The organism is Curtobacterium sp. BH-2-1-1, from assembly GCF_001806325.1.
Lineage (GTDB): Bacteria > Actinomycetota > Actinomycetes > Actinomycetales > Microbacteriaceae > Curtobacterium.
Genome location: NZ_CP017580.1, coordinates 822,208 through 841,106, shown reverse-complemented (window position 1 = coordinate 841,106; position 18,899 = coordinate 822,208). Strand labels below are relative to the sequence as shown.

Here is an 18,899-nt window from a genome sequence, read left to right as displayed (position 1 = left end):
ACCGCATGACCGCCGTCTCGGACCTCGTCACCGTCGTCGACCGCCTGCTCGACCCCGCCGGAGGGTGCGTCTGGAACCGCGCCCAGACCCATGCCTCGCTGGCGCGGTACGCGGTCGAGGAGTCGTACGAGCTCGTCGACGCGATCGACTCCGGAGACGACGACGAACTCCGCGAGGAGCTCGGCGACGTGCTCTACCAAGTGGTCCTCCACGCGGGACTCGCGGAGTCGTTCGACCTCGAGGACGTGGCCGCCGGCGCCCGGGACAAGATGGTGCGCCGGCACCCGCACGTGTTCGGGGACGAGCGGGCGGACACCGTGGAGGACGTCGTGCGCGTCTGGCGGGCGGCCAAGGCTGCGGAGAAGTCCTCGCGGCGGAGCGTCTTCGACGGGGTGCCCCGGGCGATGCCGCCGATGGAGCGGGCCGTGAAGCTGCTGGAACGCCTGGAGGAACGGGGGGACTCCGACGCGGTCGTCGCCTCCGTCGTCCCGGCGGCGGGCGCGGGGGCGCGGTCGGGAGGCGCGGGTGGCGTCCCGGACGCCGGTGCTGCGGGTGCGGGGGCGCGATCGAGGGCCGCGGGTGCGGTTCCGGACGCGGGTCCTGGTCGGGAGGTGCGGGTGGAAGGCGCCGGTGGTGCCGTCGTGGACGCCGGGTGGGGGACCGCCGTGCTCGCGATGATCGCGGAGGCGCGTGGCACCGGGATCGACCCGATCGCGAGTCTGCGTGCCGCGGTCGCGGAGCTGGAGTCGGCCGGCCGCGTCGGAGAGTGAGGCGACCTGCCGCGCCCGAACGGTGCGGGTGCGGATGCGCGGTGCGCGTGCGGGTTGCGGGTGCGGGCGCTGGGGCGCGGGCGAGGGGAGTGCGGGCGTCCTCCCAACCCGAAAAAAGGAGGACGCCCGCGAGTGGGCCGACGGCACCACCAGGGATGCGGTGCCGATGGAGCAGCCCACTCGAACCGCGGGGCACACTGCAGCACGTTGCCCACGCGATCGGTCCGTCGGATGGATCAGGCACCCGTCGAACCGAGGTTCTGGATGAAGAATATCAGCCGGTCGGAAGGTGTGCAAGCCGGGGAGGTCGATCTGCCAGAATCGATCCATGGCTCCGACCGTGACGGCTCCCCGTGGCATGCGTGACTTCCTCCCGGCAGACAAGGCCCGGCGCGAGCACGTCCTGGGCGTGATCCGCGACGTGTACGCGCGCCACGGGTTCGACGAGATCGAGACCCCGGTCGTCGAGGACGCCGCCCGCCTGCACTCGGGCCTCGGCGGCGACAACGAGAAGCTCGCGTTCGCGGTCATGAAGCGCGGGCTCTCCACCGAGGACCTGCAGCACGCCGGTGCGCCGCTCGACCTCGCCGACCTCGGGCTGCGGTTCGACCTCACCGTGCCCCTCGCGCGCTTCTACGCCACGCACCGGGCCGAGTTGCCGTCGGTGTTCCGGTCGGTGCAGATCGCCCCGGTCTGGCGTGCCGAACGTCCGCAGAAGGGGCGCTACCGGCAGTTCGTGCAGTGCGACATCGACATCCTGGGTGAGCCCGGGCAGCTCGCCGAGATCGAACTCATCCGGGCGACGACCGCTGCCCTCGACGCGCTCGGGATCCAGGGCACCACGATCCGGATCAACGACCGCCGGATCCTCCTGGCGCTCCTCGGGTCGTGGGGGATCACCGACCCGACCGCGGCCGACCGTGCGCTCATCACGATCGACAAGCTCGACAAGATCGGGCCGGACGGCGTGGCGGCAGAGCTCCGCGAGACCGTCGGCGTCGAGCTCCCCGGGCTCGAGGACACGATCCGCACGCTCGAGACCGCCGACTGGGACGCCGTCGAGGGAGCCACGTGGCTCGACGCCGACGCGTTCGAGGACCTGCAGCGGCTCCGTTCGGCGCTCCCGGGCGTCGACCTGCGCTTCGACCCGACACTCGTCCGTGGCATGGGCTACTACACGGGCACGATCTTCGAGGTCGCGCACCCCGACTTCGGCTACAGCCTCGGCGGTGGCGGGCGCTACGACGGCATGATCGGCCGGTTCCTCGGGCAGGACGTGCCCGCGGTCGGGTTCTCCCTCGGGTTCGAGCGGCTCGTCGACCTCGTCACGCTCCCGGAGTCCGCCGAGTCCGACGCCGTCGTGCTCGTGTACGACAAGGACGTCGACCCGGTCCGGCTCGCGGCGCTCAAGGCCGAAGCGCTCGAGGGGCACCGTCGTGTCCGGCTCGAGCGACGCACGAAGAACATGAAGAACCTGCTCGCGGGACTCGTCGCGCAGGGCTTCGACGCGTTCGCCTCCGTGGGTGCCGACACGCAGTCGCTCGAGGGTGTGGAGTTCCGCCCGCTGGCGTGAGTTCTCCACAGTCGCCCGTCATGCACGCCTCGTGTTCACCCGCGCCTCGCTAGGATCGACTCCGCAATCACCACAACCGAACGTGTAGGGAGTACCCCGTGGCCCAGATCGACGCCGTAGGCGCACGCGAAGTCCTCGATTCCCGAGGCAACCCGACGGTCGAGGTCGAGGTCCTGCTCGACGACGGGGTCGTCTCGCGCGCACTCGTCCCGTCCGGCGCCTCCACCGGTGCGTTCGAGGCGTACGAGCTCCGTGACGGAGATGCTTCCCGCTACGGCGGCAAGGGCGTCCTCAAGGCCGTCGACGCGGTCCTCGACGAGATCGGTCCGGCGCTCGAGGGCTTCGACGCCACCGACCAGCGCCTCGTCGACGCCGCGCTCATCGAGCTCGACGGCACCGAGAACAAGTCGCGCCTCGGTGCGAACGCGATCCTCGGCGCCTCGCTCGCCGTCGCCCGCGCGGCCGCCGACTCGGCCGACCTGCCGCTGTTCCGCTACCTCGGCGGCCCGAACGCGCACACACTGCCCGTCCCGCTCATGAACGTCGTCAACGGTGGCGCGCACGCCGACACCAACGTCGACATCCAGGAGTTCTTCCTCGTGCCCTACGGCGCCGAGTCCTTCTCCGAGGCGCTCCGCTGGGGCGTCGAGACGTACCACGCACTCAAGGGCGAGCTGAAGAAGCAGGCCCTCGCGACCGGCCTGGGCGACGAGGGCGGCTTCGCCCCGGAGCTCGCGTCCAACCGCGCCGCGCTGGACTTCCTGCTCGCCGCGATCGAGAAGGCCGGCTTCACGCCGGGCAAGGACATCGCGCTCGGCCTCGACGTCGCCTCCACCGAGTTCTTCCACGACGGCAAGTACGCGTTCGAGGGCAAGCAGCTCTCCGGCGAGGAGTTCACGGCCTACTTCGCCGAGCTCGTCCGCGACTACCCGCTCGCCACGATCGAGGACCCGCTGGCCGAGGACGACTGGGCCGGCTGGTCGCACCTGACCGCCGAGCTCGGCGACAAGGTGCAGATCGTCGGTGACGACCTGTTCGTCACGAACCCGACGCGCCTGCAGCGGGGCATCGACGAGAAGGCCGCGAACTCGATCCTCGTCAAGGTGAACCAGATCGGCACCCTGACCGAGACCCTCGACGCCGTCTCCCTCGCGCAGCGCCACGGCATGACGGCGATCCTGTCGCACCGCTCCGGCGAGACCGAGGACACCACGATCGCGGACATCGCGGTCGCGGTCGACGGTGGCCAGATCAAGACCGGCGCCCCGGCCCGCTCGGACCGTGTCGCGAAGTACAACCAGCTGCTCCGCATCGAGGAGGAGCTCGGCGACGCCGCGGTCTACGCGGGCCGCTCGGCCTTCCCGCGCTCGGCTACCCTGTAACCAGCGCCTCCGCGAGACGCCGTCCTCCCTCGGGAGGGCGGCGTCTCGTCGTTCGGGCGCCGAGGTCGCACGGCATGCCGCGCGCCGACCGTCGAGGTCGCACGAACTGCCGTCTCAGCCGGACGCGGGCGACCGATCGTGCGACCTCAGCGGACCGCCCGCGGCGTGTTGCGCGACCGCGTGCCGGGCGTTGGCAGCGTTCCGGGGGTGCGCCGCGCCTCCTGGATCGCCCGCTGAGAGGGCGCCGAACGGCCGCGTGCCGACCGCCAGCAGGCCCGCCGGCGGGTTATCGTCGGACCGTGCCCAGCCAGAAGCCCCGTGTCCGCCGCGTCCCCGTGGCGCTGCCCGAGGGCGGCTCGTCCGAGCAGCCGTGGTACCGCTCGATCCGGTTCTCCGGGTTCAGCCTGCTCATGCTGGCCATCATCGTGCTGTTCGTCGTCGTGCTCGCACCGTCACTCCGGACCCTGATCCAGCAGCAGGAGCAGATCGCCCAGCAGCAGCGCGAGGTCGCGAGCCAGAAGGCCGACGTCGCCCAGAAGAAGAAGGACGTCGCGCGCTGGGACGACCCCGCGTACATCGAGGCGCAGGCTCGGGACCGACTGCTCTACGTGTACCCGGGCGAGGAAAGTTACCTCGTGATGGGCAGCGAGAACCGGAAGGCCGAGTCGACGCCGACGACCGATTCCGGCACGCCCGTGAGCTCGACCGTGCAGACGCCGAAGGTCGACTGGGTGCAGGCGATGCTGTCGTCGGTGCTGACCTCGGGGCTCACCGACGAGACCACGCAGCAGCTCGTCGCACCGGACGTCTCCGGCACCGGCGACACGAAGTAGGACGACGCGCGGGACTCCGGTAGGCTCACGTACCCGTGACGACCCCTCCCTTCGACCCGCCCTCCGAACGCGACATCCAGGTCGTCTCGGCGCAGCTCGGCCGACCGGCGCGTGACGTCATCGGGATCGCTGCTCGCTGCGTCTGTGGCAACCCCACCGTCGTGTCCACGAAGCCCCGGCTGTCGAACGGCACCCCGTTCCCGACGCTGTACTACCTGTGCCATCCCGCGGCGACCGCTGCGGTCAGCACCCTCGAGGCCAACCAGGTCATGCCCGAGCTGGCGGCCCTGCTCGAGGACCCGACCGTCGCCGAGCAGTACCGCGCGGCGCACGAGTCCTACCTCGCCGATCGCGAGTCGATCGAGCACGTCGACGAGATCGACGGCATCACCGCCGGTGGCATGCCCACCCGCGTGAAGTGCCTGCACGCCCTCGTCGGACACGCCCTCGCCGCCGGACCCGGCGTCAACCCCATCGGCGACCTCGCGCTCGAGCGCGCGAGGTGGTCGCCTGCCCGGTGTGAGTGCCGGGCGTATGATGAGGGAGCAGACGCCGGAGTCGGGGCGGGTGGCGGCGAATTCTGACCAGCCTCCCGGCAACCACCCCACTCCAAGGAGATCATCCACCGTGCCCAAGATCCTCGTCGTCGGCGGCGGTTACGCCGGCTTCTACACCGCCTGGAAGCTCGAGAAGCACCTTCGTCAGGGCGAAGCCGAGGTCGTCATGGTCGACCCGCTGCCGTACATGACGTACCAGCCGTTCCTCCCCGAGGTCGCCGCCGGTTCCATCGAGCCGCGTCACGCCGTCGTCTCCCACCGCCGTCACCTCAAGAAGACGCGCGTCGTCACCGCCAAGGTCACGAAGGTCGACCACGCCAGCAAGACGGCGACGATCACCCCGGCCGAGGGCGAGGCGTGGGAGGAGTCCTACGACCAGATCGTCATGACCGCGGGTGCGGTCTCGCGTACCTTCCCGATCCCGGGCGTCGCCGACGAGGCGATCGGCCTGAAGACGATCGAAGAGGCCGCGGCGATCCGCGACAAGATCCTCACGAACTTCCACAAGGCAGCGACCCTGCCGGCCGGCCCGGAGCGTGACCGCCTGCTGACCGTCGTCGTCGTCGGTGGTGGCTTCGCCGGCATCGAGGTGTTCGCCGAGCTCCGCTCGTTCGTCTCCGACCTGCTCAAGAGCTACCCCGAGCTGTCGTTCGACGACACGCACTTCCACCTCGTCGAGGCGATGGGTCGCATCATGCCCGAGGTCTCGCTCGAGACGTCGCACTGGGTGCTCAAGAACCTCGCGCAGCGCGGCGCCACGGTGCACCTCGAGACGCAGCTGGCCTCGGCGGTCGGCGGCGTCTGCGAGCTCAAGACCAACGACGGCGCGATCGAGAAGATCGAGTCCGACCTCATCATCTGGACCGCCGGCGTCATGGCGAACCCCATGGTCAAGGGCACGGACCTCCCGCTCGAGCAGCGTGGCCGCATCCGCGTGCAGCCCGACCTGCGCGTGGTCGACGACAACGGCGTGATCGCCGACGCGTGGGCCTGTGGTGACGTCGCGGCCGTGCCGGACCTCACCGGTGGTGGCGTCGGCGGCTTCTGCGTGCCGAACGCCCAGCACGCCGTCCGCCAGGCGAAGCAGCTCGCGAAGAACCTCGTCGCGACGATCCGCGGCGAGGCGACGACCGACTACAAGCACGAGAACCTCGGTGCCGTCGCCGGCCTCGGTCTCGGCATCGGTGTCTTCCAGTCCGGCAAGTTCGCCATGAAGGGCTTCCTGGCCTGGGGTGCCCACCGCGGCTATCACGGCCTGGCGATGCCGTCGTGGGAGCGCAAGTGGCGCGTCATCGGCGACTGGGTCGGTGGCTTCTTCCTCGGCCGCGACATCGCGTCGCTCGACGACCGCGAGACCCCGCGCGCCGCGTTCGAGGCGTTCGCGTCCCGTCCGAAGCCCGCAGCCGAGGCCCCCGCGGCACCGGTCGAGGCGTCGAAGCCGACCACCGCTCCGGAAGAGGGCAAGCCCGCCGGTGCGGCCGGTCCCGCCTACGGCGAGCCGGCGAAGGACGTCTCGAACGACGCCGAGCCGGTGAAGGCCGAGGCGGACGCCAAGTAGCGACACGCTCCAGGCGAGGCGGTCACCCCACGGGGTGGCCGCCTCGTCTTCGTCGGTAGGCTGTTGCGGCCCGCCCCCGTGGCCCAATCGGTAGAGGCATGCGACTTAAAATCGCCGAGTTGTGGGTTCGAGTCCCACCGGGGGTACCGACGTTTCGCGCTCGGCGACACTTCACGGCCTCGCCCGCGCGTGAACTGTCGCGCAGCGCGAAAGCCCGCCCCCGCTACCATTCTCGGGTGGTCGGATTCGGAAGCGCGCTCGCGAACCTGCGGAACGCCCTCGGACGACCCGAGGCCCACGTCGAGGTGGTCGACGGCGAGACCGTCCCCACCGGCATGCTGCTCGGCACGCTGGGCGCCCTCCTCCTCGACGCCGGCAGCTCGGTGACCGACGTCCGTTCGGCGCTCGAGAAGGCCCGCGACGCCGCCGGGGTCGGGCCGACGCTCGCCGTCGGGGTCCTCCCCGCCCTCGTCATGGTGAGCGAGGTCGCCACCGGCGCCGCCACCATCGTCAACGCCGAGGGCGTCGAGCTCTCGAGCCGCCAGGCCGCTCGGGCGAACCGGCTCGTCCTCGGCCTCGAGAGTGGCTCGATCGCCCTCGCCGAGATCCCCGCACGGGTCCGAGCGATCCGCGCCGGGACCGTCCCGCCGCCGGCACTGCCGTGGATCCTCGGCAACGCCCTGACCTCGGCTGGACTCGCGGTCGTGTTCCGCTGCCCGTGGTGGGCGATCCTCGTGGCACTGGCCGTCGGAGCCCTCGTCGGCGTGATCGGCCTCCTGCTGCGCCGCTTCCGCGAGGCCGTGGCGATCATCCCGTTCCTCGCCGCCTTCGTGTCCACGACCATCGTCGGGCTCGTCGCCGCCGGCACGGGGTTCGACCACGTCCCGCTCTTCGCCGTGTGCGCCCCCGTGGCCGTGTTCGTGCCGGGAGCCCTCATCACCAACGCCCTGCTCGAGCTCACCGCGGCCGACATCGTGACCGGGTCCTCGCGGCTCGTGCAGGGGCTCATCATGCTCGGGTTCATGGCCGCGGGCATCGCGTCGGGGAGCGCGCTGACCGGGCTGCACGTCGACCCGTCCTCGGCGGCGCTCGTCGGCGAGGTCGCCGGCGTCGGCACGGACCGCGGCGGGTGGGAGGCCGTGCCGTCCTACTGGGTGTCGTGGGTCGCGGTGGTCGGGCTGGCCGTCGGCCTCGGCCTGGTCTTCCGGTCGGGGTGGCGGCTCACGCTCGTGTCCGTCGCGGTCATGGTCACCGCCTACGCACTGGTGAGCGGGACGACGCCGCTGTGGGGGAGCGTCGTCGCCACCGGTGCGACCGCCGCGCTGCTGTTCGTCGCGACGCGGCTGCTGGAGCGGCTGGTGCCGGCGATCCCGGCGACGGTCTCGTTCTTCCCGGCGTTCCTGCTGCTCGTGCCGGGGACGGTCGGGCTCGTCGCGGTCGCCACGTTCGACCCGGAGGCGCTGGCGAACCCGCTCGCGACGTTCGTCAGTCTCTGCATCGGCACGAAGATCGGCGGCCTGCTGCCGGGGCTGTTCGCGCGGAACGCACCGCACCGCGGGGTCGACGCGACCCAGTAGACGCGGAGAGCGCGGCAGGTGCGGTGGACGCGACCCACTGCGGGACGGGAGGCGCGGTGCCGGCCCGCACCGCGCCTCCGGGCCGTCACGGCGCGAGCAGGCGCCCCGTAGCCTGGTCGTCCACAGCCGTCGCCTTCGCGAGGTAGTGCACCTTCTTGCCCGTGGCGTTGTACGGCAGCTCGGTGACGAACCGGTAGAGCCGCGGCCGCTTGTAGCGGGCGAGGCCGGGATGCGACGCGGTCCACTCCTCGAGGGCGGCGGCGGCTTCGACGTCGTCCTCCGGCAGCCGCCCGGGCGCGCGGACGACGTACGCCGTCACGACCTCGCCCCAGCGCTCGTCGGGGACGCCGACCACGATCGCGTCGGCGACGCCCGGGTGCTCCTGCAGTGCGGCCTCGACCTGCACGGGGTGGACGTTCTCGCCGCCGGAGATGATCATGTCGTCCTTGCGTCCGACGATCGTCACGCGCTCGTGCTCGTCCCACGTGGCGAGGTCGCCCGGGTAGAACCAGCCGTTCGCGAACTTCTCGGCCTCGAGCCCGGGGTTGCGGTACGAGTAGCCGGACTTCACGGTGCGGACCGCGAACTCGCCGATCTCCGAACCGTCCTTCGGCACGGTGTCGCTCGGGTCGGCGAGGCGGTCCTCGTAGACGCGGACCACGGCGACGTCGTCGTCGGTCGAGGCTCGGCCGGTCGAGCCGGCACCGTCGGGGAAGTCCTCGGGGCGGAGGAAGGTGTTCCAGAAGGTCTCGGTCGTGCCGTAGCCGTTGAAGATGCGGGGCGACAGGAGCTCCTGGTACCGGAGCGCCGCGGCCCGGTCGAGCGGTGCGCCCATCGTCACGATGCCGTTGAGGGAGGACAGGTCGCGGGGCCGTTGCTCCTGGGCGTTCGCGAGCTGCACGAGGTTCGGCGGGGCGCCGATGAGGAACGTCAGCTGCTCGGACTCGACCAGGTCGAGCACACGGTCGGCGTCGAAGTGCCGGAGCGTGGTGAGTTCGGCGCCGACGTAGAACACCGGGTTCGGGCCGCCGGAGTACAGACCGCCGCGGTGGAAGAGCGGCGACATGTTGAGGGTCTTGTCGAACGGGCTCAGCGGGAAGTGCATGATCACGTCGTGGGCGCTGAGGACCTCGACGAGGCTCGGCAGCGGCACGGGCTTCGGCCGCCCGGTCGTGCCGCTCGTGTAGAGGCGCGTCGTCTCGTCGTAGGTGCTGCGGGGCTCGGACGCAGCGAGCTCGTCGGCGGTGACGGGGTCACTGGTGAGGAGCGCGGCGAAGTCGACGTCGCCGGGTCGGGTTCCGTCTCCGACCACGACGACGTGCTCGGGCGTGTGGTCGGAGCTGCCGAGCGCGGCCGTGATGTCGGTCGAGCGGGCGGCGTCGTGGACGAGGACCACGGGGGCGGAGTCCTCGATGATGAACGCGACCTCGTCCGACGCGAGTCGGAAGTTGGTGGGGGAGAACACCGCGCCGATGCGGTGGGCCGCCAGGTACAGGATCGCGAACTCGGGGGAGTTGAACAGCTCGACCATGACCACGGAGCCGCGACCGACCCCGTGGCGCACGAGCCACCCGGCGACGCGGTCGACGTCGGCGCCGAGCTCGGCGTACGTCCACGAGCGGTCGGTGTCGGGATCGCGGAGCGCCGGCCGTCCGGCGAAGCGGTGGGTGTTCCGGGCGAAGCCGTTGGCGTACGTGTAGCTGTGCTCGAAGACGTCGCGGAAGCGGGTCGGGTCGTAGTCGGATCGGGTCTCGGTCATCGTCGCTCCCAGCAGCGGTCGTGGTGCTGCACGCACCGTCCGTGGTACGGCGCGCGCCGTTCGTGGTGTCGCGCGCACCGTTCGTCAGCGTATCCGTGCAGTGAGCCTCCGCGGCAGCCCGATCCGGGCCCTGACGGTGCCATGTTCAGGCGCGCTGGTCGACCCGGGCCACCCGCTGCCAGCACCAGACGGCGACGGCTCCGGCGGTGCAGACCGCGGCGGCGACCACCAGTGCGACGGTGGAGACGTGCGTCCCGTCGGATCCGGAGTACACGGCGGCGGCCAACGCGACGGCGACCGCGGCGATGGCGGCGTACCGACCACGGGACCGCTCGAGCAGGGACTGCCCGGCGGACCCGGCCACCGGCAGCAGCGTCACGACGACGGCGCCGAGGCCGCCGACGCACAGGGTGATCGCGAACTCGGACACGAACGACACCCAGAAGCCGGACCCCGGCGTGACGGAGTGCAGGACCCAGCCGGCCGCCGCCACGACGAGCAGCGCGATCGACCGCCAGGTGGCGCTGCGGGCGCCGGCAGCGATCGAGGAGCCGAGCCGGAGCGCCCGGGTGTCGAGGTCCGGTCGGCCGATCGGCACGAGGACGGCACCGACGATCACGGCAGGTGAGAGGTCGAAGGTCCGGGTGACGCCGCACGCCACGAGCGCGGCGAGCACCAGCCAGGGGGAGACCCGGAACCCGATGGTGCTGCGATCGGTGCCGGCTGCCCAGCGGGTGGCGAGGACGATCGTCGTCGTGAGGACGGCCGCGCCGAGCAGGACCGCGGTCGCCAGGCGGACGTAGCGGGCCTCGAGGGAGATGCCCACGCCGAGGAGCGTGCACAGCCCGACGACCAGCACCGCGACGGTGATCGAGGCCCAGGTCGGGAGCACGTCCTCGCCGCGGCGTCGCTCGTCACGGGGACGGTTGCGACCGAGGAGCCCGGCGAACGGCGACCGGATCCGGCCCCGGGCGACGCCGGCGACGAGTGCGAGCGGACCCGCGATGAGCACGAGGAACCCGGCGGCGACGGCCGTGGCGACGAGGACGGTGCGCCACGAGAACGCCGCCTGGATGGTCGGCACGGTGGTGTCGTACGCGGTGGAGGCGGTCCAGTCGCCGGCGGGGCCGGACCAGTCGAGCCCGCGGCCGTGCCCGCCCGTGGTGGTGCCGGACCCGCTGCCGGCGCCGGTGCTGCCGCCGGCGCCTCCATCGGAACCGGAACCCGGACCGGAACCCGGACCGGAGCCCGGACCGGAACCCGGGCCGGTGCCGGGGCCGGAGGAGCCACCGGTCGCGGTGCCGTGGCCGTTCGGGCCCGTCGTCGTGCCGGTGCTGCCCGTCCCGTTACCAGGGGTCCCGAACGGCGAGCCGAGGCCGGTCGACCCGTCACCCGGCGTGCCCGGGGCCGCGGACGCACGGGAGACGACGACCCGGACGGCCGTCGAGGTCGGCGAGAAGTTGCCGGCGGCGTCGTGCTGCGTCGCCGTCACCGCCCGGGTGCCGGCGCCCAGCGTCGAGCCGGCCGTGGTGCAGGACCAACGGCCGGAGGCGGGCACCTCGGTCCGGCACACGGGCGCACGGTCGACGTACACGGTGAGCACGGCGCCCGCCTCGCCCGTCCCGCTGACGGTCAGGGGCTGGACGCGCACGCGGTCGCCGGACCCGGGCGCGGTGATGCGCGGTGCCGTCGGTGCGGTCCGGTCGAGCGTCACGGTCACCGGGGTCGACGCGGCGCTCCGCAGGTCGGACCGGTACCCGTCGGCCGTGCTCGCGGTCTGCGTGGCGGTGACGGAGAGCCGTGCGTCGCCGCCCGGGGTGCCGCCGCGGAGGGACACCGTCCACCGGCCGTCGGCACCGACCGTGGCGGTCCGGTCCGTCGACGACCCGGACACCGAGAGCGTGACGGTCGACCCGGCGTGTCCGGTGCCGGTCACCGGACCGTTCGTGGGCCGTGCGGTGGTGACGACCGGCGGGACGATGACGTCGGACGCCGGGGTGCGCGCCGAGCCGAGCCCGGGGAAGCTCTGGTCCGCCACGGTGAAGACCTGCTGCGGTCCGCTCCGGACGGTCGCGAGGCAGGCCCAGGCACCGTCGTCGTGGACGGTCGCGGTGCACCCGGTCGACCCTGTCGTCGCCGGACCGGTGACCCGCAGGGCGTGCCCGGGGGTGCCCCTGCCGCTGAAGCGCACGGTCCCGCTGGTGATGTCGCCGGGGTCGTCGATCGACGGGCGCACCGGGGGCCGGCTCGGCGACGTGGTCGGGGGTGCCGGGGTCAGGTGGTCCTGGGGCGCTGGCGTGGGGGTGGGTGTCGTGCCCGGATCGGGGTCCGCCCCAGTGGCAGCACCGGTGGACGTCACGGCTGCGGACGTCCCGGCTGCGGACGTGACGGCGGTGGCCGGGGCCACGGCGAGCGCGAGCAGGCCCACGACGAGGGCGGCCCCCGCGGCGACGGCCAGCGTGATCCGGGTTCGTCGAACGGGGCCGTCGCCCCCGACAGCCCGGTCGTCCACGTTCTCCCCGCGCGCGTTCATCCGAGTCCATCCCACGTGATCGAGCCGCTCGGGTCAATACGTCGATCGGATGATGTCCGTGGACCGGGCGACACGCCGAGCAGCCCGAGCGCGCGGTGTGTGCGACTCGGGAATCGCCCGTGAACCGGGGCCGTGGACGAGAGGGCACCCCGCTGGTCGATACAATCGTCCACGGCCGTGACGCCGGCCCGACGGCCCCGTCACACCGCGATCCCGACGCGCAAAGGAGTACGCCCTCATGGACACCGGACTCATCACGACGCTGATCGTCGTCGGAGTGGTGGTGGTCCTCCTCGTCGTCGTGGGGATCTACCTGTGGGTCACGTACAACTCGCTCGTCACGCTGAAGGTTCGCGTCGACGAGGCGTGGAGTGACATCTCCGTGCAGCTCAAGCGCCGCGCCGACCTCATCCCGACGATCGTCGAGACGGTGAAGGGCTACGCCACGCACGAGAAGTCCGTGTTCGAGGCCGTGACGAAAGCCCGCGCCGAGACGCTCAGCGCAGGGGACGCCTCGAGCGCCTCCACGGCAGAGGGGCACATGCAGAAGGCGCTGAAGAGCGTGTTCGCGGTGGCCGAGGGGTACCCGCAGCTGCAGTCCAGCCAGAACTTCCTGCAGCTGCAGTCCGAACTCGTCGACACCGAGGACAAGATCCAGTCCGCCCGCCGCTTCTACAACGGCGGCGTCCGCGAGCTGAACACCAAGATCCGGGTCTTCCCGAACTCGTCGTTCGCGAAGAGCCGCGGCTTCACCGAGGCGTCGTTCTTCGAGACCGCCGAGCCCGCGGCGATCGCCGAACCGCCGCGCGTCCAGTTCTGACCCGCCCGGCGACGGCTGCGACGTGTACAGCGCGATCGCGCGCAACAAGCGCAACACGGTCCTCATCGTCCTGGTCTTCCTGCTGATCATCGGGGCGCTCGGGTTCCTCGGCGGCTACCTCGCCGGCAACGTGTCGATCGGCGTGATCGTCCTCGTGGTCGCCCTCGGGTACGCGCTGGTGCAGTACTTCGCCGCGGGTCGCCAGGCCACCGCGATCGCGGGCGGCATCGAGATCGACCGGAACACCGAGCCACGACTCTGGCGCACGGTCGAGAACCTCGTGATCGCCACCGGGATGCCGATGCCGCGCGTCTTCGTGATCGAGGACCCGTCGCCGAACGCCTTCGCCACCGGCCGTGACCCCGACCACGCGATCGTCGCCGCGACCACCGGGCTGCTGGCGATCATGGACGACCAGGAGCTCCAGGGCGTCATGGCCCACGAGCTCGGGCACGTCCGGAACTACGACATCCGCGTCTCCACGATGGTGTTCGGGCTCGTGGTCGCGGTCGGTCTCATCGCCGACGTGCTCCTCCGCATCTCGATCTTCAGCGGGCTCGCCGGCGGTCGGAACCGGAACAACGACAACGGCGGCAACAACCCGATCCTGCTCATCGCCGGCCTCGTGGCGGTCATCGTGGCACCGATCGCCGCGGCGGGCGTGCAGGCCGCGGTGTCCCGGCAGCGGGAGTACCTGGCGGACGCGACCGGCGCGATGACCACCCGCCACCCCGAGGGGCTCGCCCGTGCGCTCGAGAAGCTCGGCGCGTACGGCCGGCCGATGCAGACGCAGAACTCGTCGATGGCGCACCTCTGGATCGCCGACCCGATGCGGCCCGGCCTGATGGACCGGCTGTTCTCCACGCACCCGCCGCTGCCGGACCGGATCGCGCGGTTGCGCGGGAGTCTCGACCGGTTCTGACCCGAGGGCGGGTGCCGGCGACAGGGGCGGCCCAGGAGGCGCGGGCCGGCCCCGCCCCGCGCCACCAGCCCGTCAGACGGCCGGTTCCAACGCCACGCTCGCGTCCGCGTCGTCGGCCGCGACGTGCGGCACCAGCCGGACGCCGAGCGCCCCCGCGACCGCAGTCGCGGCGGTTCCGCGGTCGGTGACCTCGACCCCGTCGAGCCCCTGCCACGCGGCCGTCCGTCGGAGTGTCTCGGCGAGCCGCCCGGCATCGAGCCGCTCGCCCGGCTCTTCCCACGCCGTCCGCACGCGCAGGACCCCGCGCTGCCGGTCGCTCTTCAGGTCGACCCGCCCGACGAGCCGGTCGCCCTGCAGGACGGGCAGGACGTAGTAGCCGAAGACCCGCTTCGGCGCCGGCGTGTAGATCTCGATCCGGTAGTGGAACCCGTACATCCGCTCGGCCCGCCGCCGGAACCACACGACCGGGTCGAAGGGACTGAGCACGGCGTCGGCCGTCACGTGCCGCGGGACCCGGGCGTCGGCGTGCATCCAGGCGCGCTCGCCCCAGGACTCGACCCGCACCGGCACGAGTTCCCCGGCGGCGACGAGTTCGGCGATCGCCGCGGCGGTGTCGTCGGAACGGAGCCGGTAGTAGTCGGCGATGTCCGCGCGGGTGCCGACGCCGAGTGCCCGGGTGGCCCGACGGACGAGTTCGAGGACGGCTGCGGGTTGCGCCGGTGCGACCTCGAGCGTGCCGACGGGCAGGACCTGCTCGGGGAGCGCGTAGACCCGCTCGAAGCCGGACCGTCCGGCGCTCACGACGTCGCCCCAGCGGAACATCTGCTCGAGCCCGAGCTTCACGTCGCTCCAGCCCCACCACGGCCCCCGACGGACGTTCGACTCGTGCTCGACCGCGCTCGCCGGCATCGGCCCCTCGGCCGCGAGCAGCGCCCGGAGCTCGCGCCGGACCCCCTCGGTCCGCCGGACCCCGTCGATCCGGTTCGGCCACGAGTCGCGCTCGCGCAGCGCGTCCATCCGCCACCGGAAGAGGGGGAGGTCGGTGCGGTCGACGAAGGCGGCCTCGTGCGCCCAGTACTCGGCGTAGGGACCGCGCTTCGACATCGTCAGACGGTCGAGCGTGGACCGGTCGTAGGCGCCGAGCCGGGCGAAGAGCGGCAGGTAGTGGCTGCGCTCGAAGACGTTCACGGAGTCGATCTGCAGCAGGCCGAGGCGCGCGAACCCCGCGTTCAGCGCCCGGGTCGATACGGCGTCGGCAGGTGGCTGGCCGAAGCCCTGGGCAGCCAGTGCGACGCGGCGGGCCTCGGCAGCGGAGAGCGTGGTCCTGACCATGTCCCGAAGGCTACCGATCGCCGCCGACACCCTGCGATCGGTGACGTATGCCGTATCTGGTACCTGTCGGGCCGCACATCGGTACACTCGCGACCATGGCATGGGGCAGAAAGCAGCAGCAACCGACGCATCCGGACCCCGTGGTCGAGGAGTCGGTCCCGACCGGCATGCGGATCGCCGGCGCGTGGTCGTGGCGGATCCTGGTCGTCATCGGCGTGATCGCGGTCTTCATCTGGCTGATGACGATCTTCAGCCAGATCCTCATCCCGTTCCTCGTCGGCATCGTCGTCTCGGCCCTGCTCGTGCCGATCTCGAACTGGATGCAGCGCCACCACGTGCCGAAGTGGCTCGCGGTCGTCATCAGCCTGCTCGGCGGACTCGCGGCGATCGGCGCGCTGGTGTGGCTCGTCGTCGACCAGATCATCGCGTCCTACCCGTCGCTCCGCGACCGCACGGTCGACCAGTACGCGAACATCAAGGACCTCGTCCTCAACTCCGGCCTGGGCATCACGCAGGGCGACGTCAACGGCTGGCTCGACGACGGCACGAAGTGGCTGCAGGACAACAGCGCGTCGATCCTCTCCGGGGTCGCGAGCGCGGGGTCCGGTGCCACGCACGTGTTCGAGGCGCTCTTCATCATCCTGTTCACCACGATCTTCCTGCTCATCGACGGCAAGAACGTGTGGCGGTGGGCCGTGCGGCTCTTCCCGAAGAAGGCTCGTGCGACCGTCGACGGCGCCGGTGTCGCGGGGTGGATCACCCTGACGAGCTTCATCCGCGTGCAGATCTTCGTCGCGTTCGTGGACGCCGTCGGCATCGGGCTCGGCGCCTTCATCGTCGGGCTGTTCTTCGGCGGCATGCCGCTGGTGATCCCGATCGCGGCGTTCGTCTTCCTCGGTGCCTTCATCCCCGTCGTCGGTGCGATCGTGACCGGGTTCCTGGCCGTCTTCGTCGCACTCATCTTCAACGGCCCGCTCGCGGCCGTCCTCGTCCTCGCGGTCGTGCTGCTCGTGCAGCAGATCGAGGGACACATCCTCCAGCCGCTCGTCATGGGCAACGCGGTCAAGGTCCACCCGCTCGCGGTGGTCCTCGGCGTCACGGCGGCCTCCGGGCTCGCCGGCATCGCCGGTGCCTTCTTCGCCGTGCCGCTGATCGCCACCGTGAACACGATGGTCATGACGATCGCGAGCGGCCGCTGGCGTGGACTCGACTCCGAGCACGTGCTCGAGGCCACCCCGAAGCGCGGCCAGCACGGGCAGCTCCAGCTCCGACGGGGCCGCCGCCACAAGGTCGGCGACGCCGTGCCCGCACCCGGCAGCAAGCCGGAGCCGGCGGCGGCTGAGGGCACTGCCAGCACCAACTGACGTCACGGGTTCGTCAGGAGTGCCGCGAGCGACGATGATGGACCCGTGACCGACACCACCACGCCGCTGATCCCCACGCTCGACGACATCGAGAAGGCACGTGTGACGATCGCCGGGGTCGCCCGTGTCACCCCGATGGAGACCTCGCAGTTCCTCGCCGAGGTCCTCGGGTCGCCGGTGCACCTCAAGTGCGAGAACCTGCAGCGCACCGGTGCGTACAAGGTCCGCGGTGCGTACAACCGCCTGTCGACCCTCACCCCGGAGCAGCGGGCCGCGGGGGTCGTCGCCGCGAGCGCCGGCAACCACGCGCAGGGGGTCGCCCTCGCCGCGCGCGAGCTCGGCATCCCCGCAACGATCTTCACGCCGGTCGGCGTCGCCCTGCCGAAGCTCCAGGCCACGCGGCACTACGGCGCCGAGGTCGTCCTGCGCGGGCACTCGGTGGAAGAGGCGCTGAGCGCGGCCAAGGACTTCGCGACACGGACCGGAGCGGTCTTCATCCCGCCGTTCGACCACCCCGCGGTCATCGCCGGCCAGGGCACGCTCGGGCTCGAGATCCTCGACCAGGTGCCCGACGCCGACACGGTCATCGTGCCGATCGGCGGCGGCGGCGTCATCGCCGGCATCGCCCTCGCCGTCAAGGGCGTCGCCGAGCGCCTCGGACGCACCATCCGGGTCATCGGGGTGCAGGCCGAGAACGCCGCCGCCTACCCGAGCTCGCTCGAGGCCGGCGAACCCGTCACCGTCAGCACGAAGCCGACGATCGCGGACGGCATCGCCGTGGCGCGACCTGGTGACCTGAACTTCCCGATCATCCGCGACCTCGTCGACGACATCGTGACCGTGTCCGACGACGACGTCGCCCGGTCGCTCCTGGTGCTGCTCGAACGCGCCAAGCTCGTCGTCGAGCCCGCCGGAGCCGTCGGCGTCGCGGCGATCATGTCCGGTGCCGTCCGCGACACCGGTCGCACCGTCGTCCTGCTCAGTGGCGGCAACATCGACCCGCTCATGATGGAACGCGTGATCACCCGCGGCCTCGTCGCGGCGTCGCGATACATCGGCATCCGCATCATGCTGCCGGACCGCCCCGGTCAGCTCGCCCGCGTCTCGCAGGTCATCTCGGACGCCGGCGCGAACGTCGTCGAGGTGCTCCACACCCGGCACGGCCAGGGGCTCGTGATCAACGAGGTGGCACTCGACCTGTCGATCGAGGCACGTGGTCCCGAGCACGCGCAGGAGGTCATCCACCGCCTGCACGAGGTGGGCTTCCAGCCGGAGCTGCTCGAGCACTGAGACGGGCACTGAGCCGAGCCGGAGACGGACAGGAGGCGCGGTGCCAGCTGGCACCGCGCCTCCTGTCCGTCAAGGGTGGCGTCTACGGCTCGTAGCGCTCGACCTTCGTCACCTCGACGGCGATCTCCTTGCCGTTGGGCGCGGTGTACGTGGCCTTCTCGCCGGCGCGCAGGCCGACGATGGCCGCGCCCACCGGGCTGACCGGGCTGTAGACGGTGAGGTCCGAGCCCTCGCCGACGATCTCGCGGTTGCCGACCAGGAACGTCGACTCGTCACCGGCGATGACGGCGGTCACCACTGTGCCGGGCTCGACGGTGCCGTCGAAGTCCGCTTCGCCGACGGTGGCGTGCTTGAGGAGCTCGGTGAGCTGACGGATGCGGGCCTCGATCTTGCCCTGCTCGTCCTTGGCGGCGTGGTAGCCGCCGTTCTCCTTGAGGTCGCCCTCTTCGCGAGCGGCTTCGATGCGGTTCGCGATCTCCTGGCGACCTTCACCGGACAGCGTCTCGAGCTCGGCCGTGAGGCGGTCGTGCGCCTCTTGCGTCAGCCACGTGACCTGGGTGTCGTTGCTCATGGTGATTCCCTTCAGCAAAGAACAAGACCGGCCGGTGTGGCCGGTCTTGTCCGCGAAT

Annotated in this window: 15 protein-coding genes and 1 tRNA gene; 12 read left to right on the top strand and 4 right to left on the bottom strand. The window is 71.7% G+C overall.

Annotated elements, in window-relative coordinates; translation table 11 throughout:
• Positions 1-5 precede the first annotated feature (5 nt).
• From BJK06_RS03845 to BJK06_RS03810, 8 genes are all read left to right on the top strand, one after another.
• The gene (locus tag BJK06_RS03845) at positions 6-770 is read left to right on the top strand and encodes a MazG family protein (RefSeq protein ID WP_070416776.1); all 765 of its coding nucleotides are present in this window, start codon (positions 6-8) and stop codon (positions 768-770) included.
• Positions 771-1,098: 328 nt separating this feature from the next.
• The gene (hisS, locus tag BJK06_RS03840) at positions 1,099-2,343 is read left to right on the top strand and encodes a histidine--tRNA ligase (protein ID WP_070416775.1); all 1,245 of its coding nucleotides are present in this window, start codon (positions 1,099-1,101) and stop codon (positions 2,341-2,343) included.
• 98 nt (positions 2,344-2,441) lie between these two features.
• A complete protein-coding gene (gene eno, locus BJK06_RS03835) occupies positions 2,442-3,725 on the top strand; it encodes a phosphopyruvate hydratase (RefSeq protein WP_070416774.1) in 1,284 nt (427 codons plus the stop codon).
• A 299-nt stretch (positions 3,726-4,024) separates the two neighbouring features.
• A complete protein-coding gene (locus BJK06_RS03830; RefSeq protein WP_070416773.1) occupies positions 4,025-4,558 on the top strand; it encodes a septum formation initiator family protein in 534 nt (177 codons plus the stop codon).
• A 35-nt stretch (positions 4,559-4,593) separates the two neighbouring features.
• Positions 4,594-5,142, top strand: coding sequence for a DUF501 domain-containing protein (locus tag BJK06_RS03825; RefSeq protein WP_070416772.1), 549 nt, complete (start codon positions 4,594-4,596; stop codon positions 5,140-5,142).
• A 43-nt stretch (positions 5,143-5,185) separates the two neighbouring features.
• Complete coding sequence (locus tag BJK06_RS03820) at positions 5,186-6,673, top strand: NAD(P)/FAD-dependent oxidoreductase (protein WP_070416771.1); 1,488 nt, start codon at positions 5,186-5,188, stop codon at positions 6,671-6,673.
• Positions 6,674-6,745: 72 nt separating this feature from the next.
• A tRNA-Leu gene (locus BJK06_RS03815) sits at positions 6,746-6,819 on the top strand.
• A gap of 90 nt (positions 6,820-6,909) precedes the next feature.
• Entirely contained in the window at positions 6,910-8,250 is a 1,341-nt protein-coding gene (locus BJK06_RS03810) for a threonine/serine exporter family protein (protein WP_083295032.1), read from the top strand.
• An 85-nt stretch (positions 8,251-8,335) separates the two neighbouring features.
• Here the strand turns inward: BJK06_RS03810 and BJK06_RS03805 are convergent, their stop codons facing one another.
• Together BJK06_RS03805 and BJK06_RS03800 are read right to left on the bottom strand one after the other, a co-directional pair.
• Positions 8,336-10,009, bottom strand: a complete 1,674-nt coding sequence (locus BJK06_RS03805) for a class I adenylate-forming enzyme family protein (RefSeq protein WP_070416770.1) — start codon at positions 10,007-10,009, stop codon at positions 8,336-8,338.
• 145 nt (positions 10,010-10,154) lie between these two features.
• Entirely contained in the window at positions 10,155-12,542 is a 2,388-nt protein-coding gene (locus tag BJK06_RS03800; protein ID WP_070416769.1) for an Ig-like domain-containing protein, read from the bottom strand.
• Between the two features lie 238 nt (positions 12,543-12,780).
• On the opposite strand from BJK06_RS03800, the gene BJK06_RS03795 reads away from it, so the two are divergent.
• Together BJK06_RS03795 and BJK06_RS03790 are read left to right on the top strand one after the other, a co-directional pair.
• Positions 12,781-13,362 carry a LemA family protein gene (locus BJK06_RS03795; protein ID WP_070416768.1) on the top strand — a complete coding sequence of 194 codons (582 nt, stop codon included), beginning with the start codon at positions 12,781-12,783 and terminating at the stop codon, positions 13,360-13,362.
• Between the two features lie 22 nt (positions 13,363-13,384).
• Entirely contained in the window at positions 13,385-14,284 is a 900-nt protein-coding gene (locus tag BJK06_RS03790; protein WP_070416767.1) for a M48 family metalloprotease, read from the top strand.
• 72 nt (positions 14,285-14,356) lie between these two features.
• Here BJK06_RS03790 and BJK06_RS03785 read toward each other — a convergent pair whose 3' ends face one another.
• Positions 14,357-15,616, bottom strand: a complete 1,260-nt coding sequence (locus BJK06_RS03785; RefSeq protein ID WP_070416766.1) for a winged helix-turn-helix domain-containing protein — start codon at positions 15,614-15,616, stop codon at positions 14,357-14,359.
• Positions 15,617-15,711: 95 nt separating this feature from the next.
• On the opposite strand from BJK06_RS03785, the gene BJK06_RS03780 reads away from it, so the two are divergent.
• Entirely contained in the window at positions 15,712-16,980 is a 1,269-nt protein-coding gene (locus BJK06_RS03780; RefSeq protein WP_258027691.1) for an AI-2E family transporter, read from the top strand.
• A gap of 45 nt (positions 16,981-17,025) precedes the next feature.
• Positions 17,026-18,270 (top strand): threonine ammonia-lyase, encoded by a 1,245-nt coding sequence (ilvA, locus tag BJK06_RS03775; RefSeq protein WP_070416764.1) that lies wholly within the window; start codon positions 17,026-17,028, stop codon positions 18,268-18,270.
• Between the two features lie 82 nt (positions 18,271-18,352).
• On the opposite strand, the gene greA is transcribed toward ilvA, so the two are convergent.
• Positions 18,353-18,841 (bottom strand): transcription elongation factor GreA, encoded by a 489-nt coding sequence (gene greA / locus BJK06_RS03770; protein WP_070416763.1) that lies wholly within the window; start codon positions 18,839-18,841, stop codon positions 18,353-18,355.
• Between the last annotated feature and the right edge of the window lie 58 nt (positions 18,842-18,899).